We start from the raw sequence: 13,218 nt of genomic DNA on the forward strand, positions 1-13,218 counted from the left end.
ATGGCCAAAGTCCGTCCTTCTTCTTCTTCCCAACAGCTGCGTCTGTGCGCGGAATCGCTGACTCTCAATTACGGTGGCCGCAACATCGTCGAGAACCTGGACTTCGAGGTCCCTGCCGGCCAGGTTACCGCGATCATTGGCCCTAACGGATGCGGCAAGTCCACGCTGCTGCGCGGGTTCTCTCGTTTGCTCAAGCCCGCCGGTGGTCGAGTTCACCTCGATTCCAAAGACCTGTCCAAGTATGGCTCGCGAGACTTCGCACGTCGCGTGGGGCTGCTCCCGCAGCACCCGGTGGCGCCGGACGGAATCACGGTCGCCGACCTCGTATCCCGAGGGAGATATCCCTATCAGGGCATGTTTTCCAAAGCATCCCGTGAGGACGACGCCGCAGTCGCCTGGGCGCTGGAAGCAACGCATACCGATCAGCTTGCCGAGATTCCCGTCGCTGAGCTTTCGGGCGGGCAACGCCAACGCGTGTGGATTGCAATGGCCCTGGCTCAGGAAACCGATGTCCTTCTCCTCGACGAGCCGACCACGTACCTCGACCTCGCTCACCAGGTGGACCTGGTCGACCTCGTGGTGGACCTGAATCGCGCGAGGGGAACCACGATGGTTCTGGTCCTTCACGAGCTGAACTTGGCAGCGCGTTGCGCAGACCACCTTGTGGCCATGAAGGACGGCGAGATCAAGATGGCGGGTCGGCCGGCTGAGGTCTTGACTCGAGAGAATTTGGCCGATGTCTTCGGCCTCGACGCGGTCGTGAGCCCGGATGAGGGTGGGTCACCCGTCGTCGTGCCGACTCCCAGAAAGGAACTGGTATGAGCAACATCCCCATGGAACTCTTTGAAGCCGAGGTCACGGGGACGGAACGCCTGAGCCGTGACTTCGTCCGAATCAGGCTCGCATCCGAACAGCTGACCAGGTTGGCTGCCCCGGCGGGAGACGGGAGCGGCCAGGTCCTCGACTCCTATCTGAAGCTCTTCATTCCGCATCCTGAGCTATCGGGCCCCGTGCGCCTGGATCTCAATGACACCTGGCGGAAGGACTGGTTCGCCGCGGATCCCAAGGAACGCGGCGGCTGGATCCGTACCTATACCCTTCGGGATTCCCGGGCCTGGACCTCCCCTGCGGGAGGCAAGGGAGTCGAAATCGATGTCGATTTCGTCCTGCATCCTCCGGAGGGAAAATCCGAAGGCGGTGACCAGCCGCCCGAGATGGGGCCCGGCGCGACCTGGGCTTCCCGAGCGAAGGTCGGCGACAGTTTGAGCTTTATCGGCCCATCCCGTGAAGGGCAGCTCTGGTCGATGTGGAAGCCCGAGCAGGCTGACACTGTCATCGTGTGCGCCGACGAGACTGCTGTTCCCGCCGCTATGTCGGTCTTGCGCACTTTGCCGCAGGGTGCTCGTGCCCGATTCCTGTTGGAGGTCCCGGAAGGCAACGCCGAATTGGACCGCCATGCACAGCCGTTGATCGAGGAGGCCCGACGGCACGGCGACCTCGAACTCCACTGGCTCGAACGCCGAGAAGGCATGGTCCGAGGAAAACTCACGCTACAGGCTTTGCGCGAGGCGCTGGGCATCGAACCGCACGACGAGGACGCGGACAGCCCCCTCGGGGTCAAGGTTGCCGCGGATGAAATCGTGTGGAAGACCACTGAGCACCCGGGCAGCACGTACGTTTACCTGGCGGGCGAGGCCTCCGTGGTTCGTGCAGCGCGCCGAGTGTGTGTCAACGAAGCCAATATCGAGAAGTCGAGCATTTCCTTCATGGGCTACTGGAAAGCAGGCCACGCAGAGTCCTAGGGCCGTGCTGGGCTTTTTGCCCCGGCGTGTTGCGGTCCGCTGTGGGCGGGCCTAACGTCGTGGGTGTGGGTGCTTCGCATGGGGGCGAATTGCCTGTGATCCATGGAAGTACGCGTTGGTTTGGAGAGTTATGTCCACAGTCGCCGATGAGGAATCGGAAGATCGCGCAGAGCGGGAGCCCATCCGATTCGTGGCCCTCGGAGATTCCTTCACGGAAGGAGTTGGGGACGAGGACCCCACACGCCCGAATGGAGTCCGTGGGTGGGCCGACCGTGTTGCGGAGCAGCTTACGCTCCGTTTCCCTCGGACGACGTACGCGAATTTGGCGATTCGCGGCCGAACCATGGGTCCGATTCTCGATGAGCAGATCGAGGCGGCATTGGCTCTGGAACCGACGCTCGTGAGCATTTACGGCGGCGGAAACGACATTCTGCGACCCAACGTGGACGTGGATGAGCTGATGGTTGGCTATGAGGACGCGATCTCGCGTCTGCGGTCGAGCGGGGCCCACGTCCTGACCTTTACTGGATTCGACGCGAAGAATTTCTACGGTGTCTTCAAGGGGACCCGGGGTCGCGCGGCGATCTACAATGAACTCCTGCGGGAAATCGTTGACCGTCACGGAGTGATCTTGGTCGATTTCTGGCGCATGAGCAAAGAGTTCTCGGATGCTCGCTACTGGGCACCGGACCGTTTGCACATGAACACCCGGGGCCACCGAAAACTTGCAGGCAAGGTCCTTGAAGCGCTGGACGTGACCCCGGCGGTGGATCTCGGATTGGAGCCACTGCCGCAAATGCGTCGTGTTTCACGCGTGCAAACCACCCGTGCCAACGTCGATTGGGTGCGCGAATTCGCGTTGCCGTGGGTCGGGCGTAGACTGAGGGGGACCTCATCAGGCGATTTGCTGTCACCGAAATACCCCGAGCTTCAGAGTATGACGGTGACGGAGCCTAGGGTTGATGAGGCGGCCGAATCCGGTGATTAAGACCATGTTCTGCCCTGGGCAGGTTGCGCTTGGTACGGCTATTCCATAGTATTTAACGCTGTCGTAGTGGTGAGTCCACCTCTCGGCACCGAAGAAAGCTTCACCGTTATCCCGCGGCGGGGACAGGACCTGAAAATCTCACGCAGGCGCCTGTTCCACACTCTGGCCCGGCGAATAACCCGGTGCTCTAAGTAGGTGACGGAGCGCTCGGAAGGCCCGCATTCGTGTAGGCAACAACTGCGCACCGTCATTTTGTCAACATTTGGAGGAGAAACTATGGCAGCCGTCTGCCAGGTGACCGGAGCTGTTCCCGGCTTTGGACACAGCATTTCGCACTCGCACCGCCGCACCAAGCGCCGGTTCGATCCGAACATTCAGAAGAAGCGCTACTGGGTCCCGTCCCTTCGCCGCAACGTCACGCTGAACGTGTCCGCCAAGGGCATCAAGGTTATTGACAGCCGCGGTATCGACGCGGTCGTAGCCGACATCCTTGCACGCGGGGAGAAGATTTAAGCATGGCATCGAATACCAAGGACGTTCGTCCGATCATCAAGCTGAAGTCCACTGCCGGCACTGGTTACACCTACGTAACCCGCAAGAACCGCCGCAATAACCCGGACCGCCTGGTCATGAAGAAGTACGACCCGGTTGTCCGCAAGCACGTTGATTTCCGAGAGGAGCGCTAAGAGCAATGGCCAAGAAGTCCAAGATCGCTCGTAACGAGCAGCGCAAGGTCATCGTTGAGCGCTACGCGGAGAAGCGTGCTGCCCTCAAGAAGACCCTTGTAGACGAGAACGCATCCCCGGAGGAGCGCGAAGAGGCCCGTTTGGGCTTGCAGAAGCTCCCCCGCAATGCTTCTCCCATCCGTATCCGTAACCGCGACCAGATCGACGGTCGTCCGCGCGGCACCTTCCAGAAGTTTGGGATTTCCCGTGTTCGCTTCCGCCAGATGGCGCACCGCGGCGAATTGCCGGGAATTACCAAGTCAAGCTGGTAATTTTTCGGTTGTAGGCCGGTATAGTCGGCTTGAGCCAAGAAAATTCAAGTCTCAGGAGGGACACAGATATGGCTAAGAACCGTAGCGAACTCGTTTCAGAGGTTGCCGAGAAGTCAGGCATGAGCCAGGCCGCCGTCAATGGCGTTCTGGATGCTGTCTTCCAGGTTTTCGAATCCTCGGTTTCCAAGGGCGAGAAGATCACCATCCCCGGCTGGTTGTCGGTGGAGCGCACCGATCGTGCAGCACGCACCGGTCGTAACCCGCAGACCGGCGAGGCCATCAAGATCCCCGCTGGTCATGGCGTCAAGTTGAGCGCTGGTTCCAAGCTCAAAGCAGCTGTTGCCAAGAAGTAGTCATCCGACTGCAGACGCTTGAAAGCCCCGCGTTCCTGTTCAGGAATGCGGGGCTTTCTTTGTCCTCATGGACGTCGTGTGATCCCTCGTACTAGCGGATCGCCCAGGGCGAAACCATTGGTAGACTGAGTGCGTCTTTCAGGCTGATCGCTGTCATGTCGAGGAACTCAGGGGGTGGACCGTCGTGACTTTCCGTGCCACGCCGAGTCGTTTGTCCCGCCTCGTTCGTGGTTGGAGTTTGGCCAGTATCGCGACCTTCACCGGCGTCGCCTCCCACGTCCTGGCCATGGGACATGTACCGCCTCCGGCCCTCGTGGCCGTTTGCTGGGCACTGTCCGGCCTGGTCTGCGTGCTGGTTTCCGGCATCAGATGGTCGGTTTTCTCAACCGCTCTGAGCGTTATCTGCTCCCAGGGGATTCTTCACTGGCTCTTCGCGCAGACAGGCCATGATGTCGTCATGACGCAAGCCCACGGAGAGCCCATGGTTGGTCATGCCGCCCACATGTCCCACGGAACCGGTTCTCTGACCGCTTCCGTCAGCGGGCAATCGACCGACCTTTCGAGCGGCATGGTCATGATGCATCTTGCGGCAGCATTGCTGACCTACCTTGCTATTCGCCGCGGGGACGCCGCACTGGCCGCGCTGTCATTGGCCGTTCGGATCGGGCTTGAGCGAGTTTCTCCCATCCTGCCCGAAGCCGTCGCGGTAGTTCCTGCGTTCCGCCCGTTGCCGGTAGCCGGCATGGTTCGGGTACTGGTCCACAAGGCCTACCCCGGCCCCGTCGCGCTCCGAGGGCCTCCCGCTCCTTTCGTCTCCGCATAAATCCAATGACTCCGGGCCAGCAGCCTGGGCCTTCGCCCATGCCGCCCCGGAGAATTCAGCGACGAAAGAGAGTACAGGCATGGCCCTGATAATGAAAAGCACCAAAAACCTTGAGAACCCGACGATGCGACGTCGCATCGCTGCCGTGCCAGCGACAATTGCGCTGGTGATCGTGGCACTTTTCATGAGCGGAACGGCGGCTCAAGCGCACGACCAGCTCGTGCAGACGGATCCGGCCCAGGACGGCAAGGTCAGCACCGCCCCTGACCACGTCACGTTGACCTTCTCCGGGAACATCACCAAAGTTCACAATGGCAACAAGGTCATTGTGACGGACTCCGAGGGCAATACCGTGAGCACCGGTGACGCAACCGTCGAGGGCAAGGAAGTGACCCAGAAGGTCTCCTCGGATGCCAAGGACGAAACGTACAAAGTAGCTTGGCGTGTTGTTTCCGAAGACGGCCACCCGATCGAAGGGGCTTTCAACTTCACCGTGGGCCAGGGCGGTTCAGGGGACCAGGCATCGGCAACCAATGAAGCGTCAGCCGGCCCGAGCGATGATTCCTCTTCCGCCGAGGCGAATGACTCCGACAAGAAGGAGCAGGGCTCCGGTCTGCCCGTGTGGGTGAGTGCCGTCATCGGTGCTGTGATCGCTCTAGCGGTTCTGGCCGTCGTTGTGCTGCTCATCGCGCGGATTCGCGCCAAGAAGAACGACGAAAGGCGTTGACGGTGGTGACCAACATGAAAACATCTCGGTTTGTTCTCGTCCCTGCCGCCCTCGCGGTGAGCACTCTGCTTGCGTTGACCGGTTGCGGAGGGTCCCAGGAAGCAAGCCATGACAGCTCTTCCAAGGCCTCGGCTTCCTCCGGAGCGAATGCCTCGGACTCGGGCCTTGCCGTCAAGGACCCGTGGGCCAAAGCTGCAGATTCCGGCATGACCGCAGTATTCGGAACGCTGACCAACACATCGGATCACGAGGTCAAAGTGACCCAGGCGGAAACTAAGGCCTCTGACATGGTGCAGCTGCACGAGACAGTGACCGACAGCAAAACCGGTGCTTCGTCAATGCAAGAGAAAAAGGACGGATTCACGATCAAGCCTGGTGAATCGCTTGAACTCAAGCCCGGCGGAAACCACATTATGCTGATGGACTTGAAGTGCTCGATGTTGGCCGGCGACAGTCTCAAGGTCACGCTCAAGACTTCGGACGACAAATCCATTGATGTCGACGCGCCGATCCGGGACTACTCGGGCGCCAAAGAGAACTACGATCCGTCCGAAGAATCCGGTTCGTCCTCGGAACACGCCTCCGGTCACGACATGAACGATCATTCCGGCCATGACACGAGCGATCACTCCGGTCACGATATGTCGTCCATGAGCCCGAGCTCGAGCAAGCTCCCCAGCTGCTCGTCGTAAGGGAGTGACCCCAATGTCCGACAAACAGGAAGCTACGGCGCCACGACGTTCCCTGTGGAGCCGTAGGCATCTGCTCGTCGGAGGGGCGACTGCCTCCGTAGGTGCCGCCGCGGGAGCGGGCATCGAGCTCGCCCTCCGCGGCGGCCACCGCGGCTCGTCATCGCCCTTAGGCGAAGGCAATGAGGGAAATCCCCAAGCCGTGGACGGGGGCTCATCGCTCGCTTCGTCAACAGTTGGTTTCCACGGGAAGCGTCAGGCCGGGGTCGCGACTCCGGCTCCGGCCTTTGGTCATTTCATCGGGATTCGTTTGCGTCCGGACCTGGCTTCGGCAGACGTCCGCCGCATGCTGCGCATCGTGAGCGACGACGCCGCATCGCTGACATCCGGGAAAGGCCCGATCAACGATCAGGAACCCGAGCTCGCTGAAATAGCCGCGAACCTCACCATCACCATCGGTTTCGGGGAGAAGATCTTTGACCTGGTCGATCCGAAGTCCAAACCGTATTGGCTCAAACCTCTTCCGGCTTTTGAACAGATCGATCGGCTCGGGGAGGAGTACGGCGAGTCCGATCTCCTGTTGCAAATCTGTTGCGATGACAAAATGACATTGGCCCACGCACAGAGAATGCTCCTCAAGGACACGCGCAGTTTCGGCAGCGTGCACTGGGTACAGGAAGGTTTTCGTAACGCAGCGGGCTCTTTGAAAAAGGGCACGACGATGCGGAACCTGTTCGGTCAGGTTGATGGAACGATCAATCCGAGTACGGACGACACGAGCATGGACGACATCGTCTATGGAAAGGCTGACGGGCTCGAACCCTGGGCCGAAGGGGGAACGTCATTGGTCATCCGCCGTATCCATATGAACTTGGATACGTGGGATGAGGTGGACAATCCCGGTCGCGAGGATTCCGTCGGACGCAAGCTGTCCAACGGTGCCCCACTGACCGGCCGGAAAGAAACGGATCCGGCCGACCTTTCCGCCAAGACGCCGGTCGGTTTTCCGGTGATCGCTGATTACGCCCACATCAGAAGGGCGACCGCCCAAACCCCGGTCGAACGTATTCTGAGACGGCCGTACAATTATGATTTACCGGTTTCGAACGCGTCTGGCCTAGCGAAAGCCGGCTCCAGCGAAGGCGGAGTGAGCCGTACTGGGCTGATCTTCGCCTCCTACCAAGCCGATCCGGTCAAACAATTCGTACCCATTCAAAAACGTCTGGCCGAGTTGGACATGCTCAATACCTGGACCGTCCCCATTGGGTCCGCGGTCTTCGCGATTCCTCCGGGGTGCGAAGAGGGCGGTTTCATCGGGGACTTCCTGTTCCGTACGTAGGTCCGGCTCCGCGCGACCTCGGTCGGCCTCGGCCGAGGTCGCGCAGGCACCGACACACCACTTTCGATCCGAGGATTTGATGACGAGCAGCAAGCCGAAGGCCGCCGGTAAGACCACCGCGCCACGGCGAGAGATACCGCAAGGAATCGCGCGTGGATTACACAGGCCGTGGTTGCTCGTGGTTCCGGGTACGACCCTCGTATTCCTCGTCGTCTCGCTCATTCTTTCGGGCACCGCGGCCGGGACGGAGCTCAACGATCCCGGGCCTTTTGTCCGCTGGGCTCTGCCGGTGGCCGAAGCGATTCACAATGTCGCGATGGCGGCGACCATGGGTTCATTGCTGTTCACGGTCTTCTTCATCCCCCGCTACGCTGTCGACGCGACTCGACGCGGACGCCGAGGCTCCCGGCTCAAGCGCGCTGCCGATGCGGATGACGCCAGCGTCGAGGACCTGGCCAATGCGTCTGCAGACGAGGCCGAGGAGCTCCGGCAAGAGGAGGACAACAGCAAGGCCGAGTACCCGCCCTTCACCTCGGCGCTGAACTTCGGTGCGGTGGCCGCGATGACGTGGACCATCGCGGCAGTCGCTGTGCTCATCCTGTCCTATGCCGATGTCTCGGGAAGTTCCGTCGGCAGCGACAAAGCCTTTACAACGCAGTTGCTCAGCTACATGCAGAGCATCGCAGGTGGGCAGGAGCAAACGACGATCGTCGTGGTTGCGGCGGTCGTGACGACCTTGATCTTCGCCGTGCGCCAGCTGCTGGGTCTCTTGCTGACTTTCGGTGTGTCCATGATCGCTTTGGTGGCGCTTGCCCTCAGCGGGCATTCCTCGGGCGGCGATGACCATATGGGCGCCGTCAACTCCCTGGGGCTTCACTTGTTGGGCGTGAGCCTCTGGTTCGGCGGCCTCGTGGTGCTTGCGTACTTGTCCCGTCAGCTCTCCGGACCCGAGGCCGGGACGGGCACCGTGCCCGAGAAGACCCGCGGGTCGCTCAGTGCAAACGCTCGACGGGCGCCGATAGCGGTCGCGGTCCTTCGACGATATTCCGCTGTCGCGCTGGTCGGCTTCGTCATGGTGTTGGTCTCAGGCATCATCAATGCCGATATCCGCATTTTCGGTCTGTCGGACCTCGGTACCACCTACGGTGCCCTGATCGTGACCAAGGCAAGTTTGACCATTCTTCTGGGCATCGCCGGCGCCGCTCACCGGATGTATCTCCTCCCGCGCATCGAATCCGGTGCCGTCAGCGCATTCCGGGGCATTTGGCAGGTCATCCTGGCGGAGCTGATCATTATGGGCACCGTCTCCGGCGTGGCAGTGACCCTTTCCCGAACGGCCCCGCCGGTTCCCGAAGAGCTGAAGCCGGATGCCTCCCCGGCCCGCATCATCACGTGGTACGAGATGCCAGCGGAGCCGACGACCGCTTCCTGGTTCACGACGTGGCGCTGGGACTGGTTGTGGGTCGCCATTGCCGTTCTTGCTCTCTGGTTCTATATTTGGGCGTTCTTCAAGGTCCGGGCCAGAGGTGGGACCTGGAACCCCTTGCGGTTGTTCTCGTGGGTCCTGGGGCTCGCTTTCCTGACATTCGCGACCTCGGGGTCCCTGACCGTATACGCGAGGGTCCTCTTCTCGGCGCATATGGTCGAGCACATGCTCCTGACCATGATCATTCCAATTTTCTTGGTCTTGGGGGCACCAGTAACGTTATTGCTCCGAGCCTTGGAGCCGCGACAGGACGGTACGCGGGGCCCCCGCGAGTGGATATTGCGATTCACACATTCCACCTGGGCAAAAATCGTCACGAACCCGATCGTCGCCGGTGTCAACTTCGCAGGATCGATCGTGATCTTCTATTTCACCCCGCTGTTCGGTGTAGCGTTGCGTTTCCACGTGGGGCACGAGTTCATGATGGTTCATTTCCTGTTGACCGGTTACATGTTCTTGCTGGTTCTGATCGGCATCGATCCCATTCCTCGACGTCCTCAATATGCGCTTCGTTTGGTTGTTCTCATCGCGACCCTGGGTTACCACGCATTCGTCGGAATTGCCCTGATGAGCTCCAATGCCCTTTTGCAGGCCTCCTGGTTCGGAAACCTCGGACGTCCGTGGGGGCTGTCGGCCATCGCTGACCAGAAATTGGGCGGATCCATCATGTGGGGGATGGGAGAGATCCCGACCATGATGATTGCGGTCGTCGTCGGCGTGCAATGGTCTATTGCCGACGGACGCCTGGCGAAGAGGCTCGATCGCCAGGCGGATCGCGATGGTGACGCCGAGTTGGAGGCGTACAACGAGATGTTCGAAAAGCTCAACGAAGGCATCGATTCGCGCCCGGGGGAGCGGCGGTAACTGTCTTCCACCATGGCGGCGTACATCGCTGAAATATGACGCCCATCCACCGTCGCATGACGTTGCTACGAAACAGGGAACATCCGCGCCCTGCGGCTTGTTACCCTTCTGCAAGCACCCACGAACAGTCCAGAACGAACCGTGGAAGATTCCAGGAAAGAGGATCCGATGGTTGAACGCGCGCCCCGAGTACGTGCCTCCGAATTGACCGGCCGAAATTGGCTGAATACGGGAGGGAAAGACCTGAATTGGTCGGATCTGCGCGGCAAGATTGTCGTTCTGGATTTCTGGTCCTTTTGCTGCATCAATTGCCTGCATGTTCTGGACGAGCTGCGGCCCTTGGAAGAGGAGTTCTCTGACATCCTCGTGACGGTGGGCGTCCATTCTCCGAAGTTCGAGCACGAAGCGGACCCGGAGGCCCTGGCCGCGGCCGTGGACCGGTATGACATTCAGCATCCGGTATTGGACGACCCCGAGCTAGGCACGTGGCAGGCCTACACGGCCCGAGCATGGCCGACCCTCGTCGTCGTGGACCCGGAGGGGTACATCGTCGCTCACCTCTCGGGCGAGGGGCACGTCCAAGGGCTCGTTTCCCTGGTTCACGAGCTGGCTCAGGAACACGAGGCCAAAGGGACTCTGCACCGGGGGAGCGGCCCCTATGTGCCTCGCCCCAAATCGGAAGGGATCCTTTCCTTCCCCGGCAAGATCAATGCTCTTCCTGCCGAACTGCGCGCGCGGGAAGCTCAGGGACAGACATACCTTGTTACGGATACCGGCCGACACCGCGTCGTCGAGCTGGATGCGTCGTTGGAAAAGGTGCTCCGGACGTGGGGAGGCAACGCCAAAGGGTATCAGGACGGTTCGGCCGACGACGCCCGCTTCAATGAGCCGCAGGGCCTGGCGATCGTGCCGGAAGAGTTGCGAGACCAGGTCGGGTACGACGTCGTCGTTGCGGACTCCGTCAACCACCGCCTTCGTGGTGTTCGGCTGGACGATGGGGAAGTCACCACGGTGGCCGGCAACGGTGTGCAGCGGTTGCTCGATGCTGAGGGTGCGCGCACGGGGGACCCCAACTTCATCGATCCCGAGGCCGACCCCCAATCCGTCTCATTGTCTTCGCCGTGGGACCTCGTATGGTCCGAGGCCAGCGAGTCATTCATCGTTGCAATGGCCGGTACGCACCAAATCTTTTCCTTTGACCCCGTGTCCGGCATGGTCCAGGTTCTGGCGGGAACGGGAGCGGAAGGCCTGCTCGACGGTAGTGCTGCGGAAGCATGGTTCGCCCAGTCCTCGGGCCTGGCACAGGCGGAGGACGGAACCATTTGGGTTGCCGATTCGGAGACCTCGGCCCTGAGAAAAATTTCATTCCAGGACAACGGTCCGGTGGTCACCACGGCGGTCGGCCAAGGCCTGTTTGACTTCGGATTCCGCGACGGTTCCTCCGCAGAAGGCCGGTTGCAGCATTGCCTGGGTGTCGCGGTTCTGCCCGACCAGTCAGTAGCAATCGCGGACACGTACAACGGTGCCGTGCGGCGGTGGGATCCTGTGACGGCCGAGTTGACCACCCTGGCCCGTGATCTGGCCGAGCCGTCGGACGTTCTGCTCGAAGACAGAGGGGAAGGTCAAGAGCCTCTTCTCCTCGTGGTCGAGGCGAATGCTCACCAGGTAGTCCGCTTGCCAATCCCCAAGGAAGCCCAGCGGGTTGACGAGGGAGCTTCCCAGACGCAACGGCCGCCGTCTCTTCTGGCGGGAGGGACCCTGGAGATCGTCTCGCGGTTCTCGGCTCCCACGGGCCAGAAACTAGATGACCGTTGGGGCGATCCCACACAGTTGAAGATCTCGGCCACCCCGCCCGAATTCATCACAGAAGGCTCAGGTGCACAGCAAGGACTGGCTCGGACGTTGACGTTGAATCCGGAGATTACTGACGCCGTCCTCCACGTCACGGCTCGGGCCGCAGCCTGCGATGGTGAGCCTGGCGGTGAGATCCCGGATCACGCCGCATGTCACCTCTATCAACAGGATTGGGGCATCCCGGTTCGGGTCACGGGCGACGAAAAGGATGAGCGCATCATGACGCTGGACCTGCGGGGAGTCAATTGACAGCAGCCGCCCGGGCGGTTCCTATTTGGTTTTGACGGTGACCTGATCACCGTTGACCTGCAAACCGGCGTTCAGCTGGAAAGGAATGGTCTTCTTGACGGTGCTGACTTTTCCCGTGAAGAGGTCGAGTGACTGAAACTCTATTTGGGCTTTTCCCTTAGGGTTTGAAAGTTTCCATTGGCCATCCCTGTCGATCGTTGCCGAAGAGTTCGGATATTCGAGGATGCTCCAGTGCACGTCTCCTTGGACGCGCCCCCGGAAGTCGTACTCGAAAGGACAGCCTTTCGGGTACAGCGCATCCTGCTCGGCGCACGCGTCGAGTTTCTCGGATACTTGGGATTTGATCGAGTCCTGGGCATGTCGACTCGGTGCCGGTTTCAGCGACAGGACCGGTTTTTGCGATACGTCCTTGACCGAATCCGAATTGGTCACTGTCGTGGTGGTTTCCGGTGCTTCCAAAAGCGAGGAGGAGTATTCGGCCGTGTAGACACCGGGGTAGAAGACCGAGAATTTCTCGTCGCTTCCCGGCACACCGACCTTTTGACGGTTGACCGTTGCCGTCTCGACGCTGGGAGCGGAGACCTCAACTGTGGGAAGGGTCGTCGAGTCGATGGCCCAGTCCTCGAGGAAACCGGCGTGGACGCCGGTCCGGTGGACGGGGAAATCGGTGTTCGACGTCGTTCCGTTGAGTTGATAGGTCACGGTGATCACGGCGGAGTCGCCGGATGTCTGCCGTACGGTGTAGTCGACATGGTCAAGGGTCTTGGTTGCTTCCGAGAGAGGCCGCCCGTCCAGCATGGCAGCATTCGAATCGGGAACTTCCGCGTCCAGCAGAGCCATGGCCTTGCCTCCGTCCCCGTTCTGGATGGCCTGGATGTAGTCCCGAACCGGTGCGGTGGGGCCGAAGGCGTACTGGGCGATCAACGCCATCGTGGCCACCGCGAGAGCTACCGCGACGAGCAATCCGACGCAAAAGGTGGCAAGTGCGCGTGCTACGGGGGATCGGGGAAACATGAGTACCAGCATATCGGCGATGAAAACTCGACG

Annotated in this window: 14 protein-coding genes; 13 read left to right on the forward strand and 1 reads right to left on the reverse strand. The window is 60.9% G+C overall.

Annotation, left to right across the window (positions count from 1 at the left end; genetic code table 11):
* The 13 genes from EWV35_RS00605 (at position 1) to EWV35_RS00665 (ending at position 12,171) form a co-directional block, all read left to right on the forward strand.
* Positions 1-822 (forward strand): ABC transporter ATP-binding protein, encoded by an 822-nt coding sequence (locus tag EWV35_RS00605; protein WP_129657230.1) that lies wholly within the window; start codon positions 1-3, stop codon positions 820-822.
* Complete coding sequence (locus EWV35_RS00610; protein ID WP_129657232.1) at positions 819-1,802, forward strand: siderophore-interacting protein; 984 nt, start codon at positions 819-821, stop codon at positions 1,800-1,802. The genes EWV35_RS00605 and EWV35_RS00610 overlap by 4 nt, the downstream gene beginning before the upstream one ends.
* Before the next feature lie 130 nt (positions 1,803-1,932).
* Entirely contained in the window at positions 1,933-2,790 is an 858-nt protein-coding gene (locus tag EWV35_RS00615; protein WP_129657234.1) for an SGNH/GDSL hydrolase family protein, read from the forward strand.
* A gap of 276 nt (positions 2,791-3,066) precedes the next feature.
* Positions 3,067-3,303 carry a 50S ribosomal protein L28 gene (gene rpmB / locus EWV35_RS00620; protein WP_129314578.1) on the forward strand — a complete coding sequence of 79 codons (237 nt, stop codon included), beginning with the start codon at positions 3,067-3,069 and terminating at the stop codon, positions 3,301-3,303.
* Positions 3,304-3,305: 2 nt separating this feature from the next.
* The gene (rpmG, locus tag EWV35_RS00625) at positions 3,306-3,476 is read left to right on the forward strand and encodes a 50S ribosomal protein L33 (protein WP_030015328.1); all 171 of its coding nucleotides are present in this window, start codon (positions 3,306-3,308) and stop codon (positions 3,474-3,476) included.
* 5 nt (positions 3,477-3,481) lie between these two features.
* The gene (rpsN, locus tag EWV35_RS00630) at positions 3,482-3,787 is read left to right on the forward strand and encodes a 30S ribosomal protein S14 (protein WP_129358897.1); all 306 of its coding nucleotides are present in this window, start codon (positions 3,482-3,484) and stop codon (positions 3,785-3,787) included.
* 68 nt (positions 3,788-3,855) lie between these two features.
* A complete protein-coding gene (locus EWV35_RS00635) occupies positions 3,856-4,140 on the forward strand; it encodes an HU family DNA-binding protein (RefSeq protein WP_129314580.1) in 285 nt (94 codons plus the stop codon).
* A 184-nt stretch (positions 4,141-4,324) separates the two neighbouring features.
* A complete protein-coding gene (locus EWV35_RS00640) occupies positions 4,325-4,963 on the forward strand; it encodes a hypothetical protein (protein WP_129657236.1) in 639 nt (212 codons plus the stop codon).
* 79 nt (positions 4,964-5,042) lie between these two features.
* Positions 5,043-5,690, forward strand: coding sequence for a copper resistance CopC family protein (locus tag EWV35_RS00645; protein ID WP_129657238.1), 648 nt, complete (start codon positions 5,043-5,045; stop codon positions 5,688-5,690).
* Positions 5,691-5,704: 14 nt separating this feature from the next.
* Entirely contained in the window at positions 5,705-6,382 is a 678-nt protein-coding gene (locus tag EWV35_RS00650; RefSeq protein WP_129657240.1) for a copper chaperone PCu(A)C, read from the forward strand.
* Positions 6,383-6,395: 13 nt separating this feature from the next.
* Positions 6,396-7,718 (forward strand): Dyp-type peroxidase, encoded by a 1,323-nt coding sequence (locus tag EWV35_RS00655; RefSeq protein ID WP_129657242.1) that lies wholly within the window; start codon positions 6,396-6,398, stop codon positions 7,716-7,718.
* 79 nt (positions 7,719-7,797) lie between these two features.
* Positions 7,798-10,068 carry a cytochrome c oxidase assembly protein gene (locus EWV35_RS00660; RefSeq protein ID WP_129657244.1) on the forward strand — a complete coding sequence of 757 codons (2,271 nt, stop codon included), beginning with the start codon at positions 7,798-7,800 and terminating at the stop codon, positions 10,066-10,068.
* A 168-nt stretch (positions 10,069-10,236) separates the two neighbouring features.
* Entirely contained in the window at positions 10,237-12,171 is a 1,935-nt protein-coding gene (locus EWV35_RS00665) for an NHL domain-containing thioredoxin family protein (protein ID WP_129657246.1), read from the forward strand.
* Between the two features lie 21 nt (positions 12,172-12,192).
* Here the strand turns inward: EWV35_RS00665 and EWV35_RS00670 are convergent, their stop codons facing one another.
* The gene (locus EWV35_RS00670; protein ID WP_165168262.1) at positions 12,193-13,185 is read right to left on the reverse strand and encodes a hypothetical protein; all 993 of its coding nucleotides are present in this window, start codon (positions 13,183-13,185) and stop codon (positions 12,193-12,195) included.
* Positions 13,186-13,218: the final 33 nt, after the last annotated feature.

The organism is Rothia uropygialis, from assembly GCF_004137765.1.
Lineage (GTDB): Bacteria > Actinomycetota > Actinomycetes > Actinomycetales > Micrococcaceae > Rothia.

What these genes read in the sequence shown, in the direction of transcription:
- EWV35_RS00605 (WP_129657230.1), top strand. Translation starts at nt 1, where the DNA reads ATGGCCAAAGTCCGTCCTTCTTCTTCTTCCCAACAGCTGCGTCTGTGC.
- EWV35_RS00610 (WP_129657232.1), top strand. Translation starts at nt 819, where the DNA reads ATGAGCAACATCCCCATGGAACTCTTTGAAGCCGAGGTCACGGGGACG.
- EWV35_RS00615 (WP_129657234.1), top strand. Translation starts at nt 1,933, where the DNA reads ATGTCCACAGTCGCCGATGAGGAATCGGAAGATCGCGCAGAGCGGGAG.
- rpmB (WP_129314578.1), top strand. Translation starts at nt 3,067, where the DNA reads ATGGCAGCCGTCTGCCAGGTGACCGGAGCTGTTCCCGGCTTTGGACAC.
- rpmG (WP_030015328.1), top strand. Translation starts at nt 3,306, where the DNA reads ATGGCATCGAATACCAAGGACGTTCGTCCGATCATCAAGCTGAAGTCC.
- rpsN (WP_129358897.1), top strand. Translation starts at nt 3,482, where the DNA reads ATGGCCAAGAAGTCCAAGATCGCTCGTAACGAGCAGCGCAAGGTCATC.
- EWV35_RS00635 (WP_129314580.1), top strand. Translation starts at nt 3,856, where the DNA reads ATGGCTAAGAACCGTAGCGAACTCGTTTCAGAGGTTGCCGAGAAGTCA.
- EWV35_RS00645 (WP_129657238.1), top strand. Translation starts at nt 5,043, where the DNA reads ATGGCCCTGATAATGAAAAGCACCAAAAACCTTGAGAACCCGACGATG.
- EWV35_RS00650 (WP_129657240.1), top strand. Translation starts at nt 5,705, where the DNA reads ATGAAAACATCTCGGTTTGTTCTCGTCCCTGCCGCCCTCGCGGTGAGC.
- EWV35_RS00655 (WP_129657242.1), top strand. Translation starts at nt 6,396, where the DNA reads ATGTCCGACAAACAGGAAGCTACGGCGCCACGACGTTCCCTGTGGAGC.
- EWV35_RS00660 (WP_129657244.1), top strand. Translation starts at nt 7,798, where the DNA reads ATGACGAGCAGCAAGCCGAAGGCCGCCGGTAAGACCACCGCGCCACGG.
- EWV35_RS00665 (WP_129657246.1), top strand. Translation starts at nt 10,237, where the DNA reads ATGGTTGAACGCGCGCCCCGAGTACGTGCCTCCGAATTGACCGGCCGA.
- EWV35_RS00670 (WP_165168262.1), bottom strand. Translation starts at nt 13,185, where the DNA reads ATGTTTCCCCGATCCCCCGTAGCACGCGCACTTGCCACCTTTTGCGTC.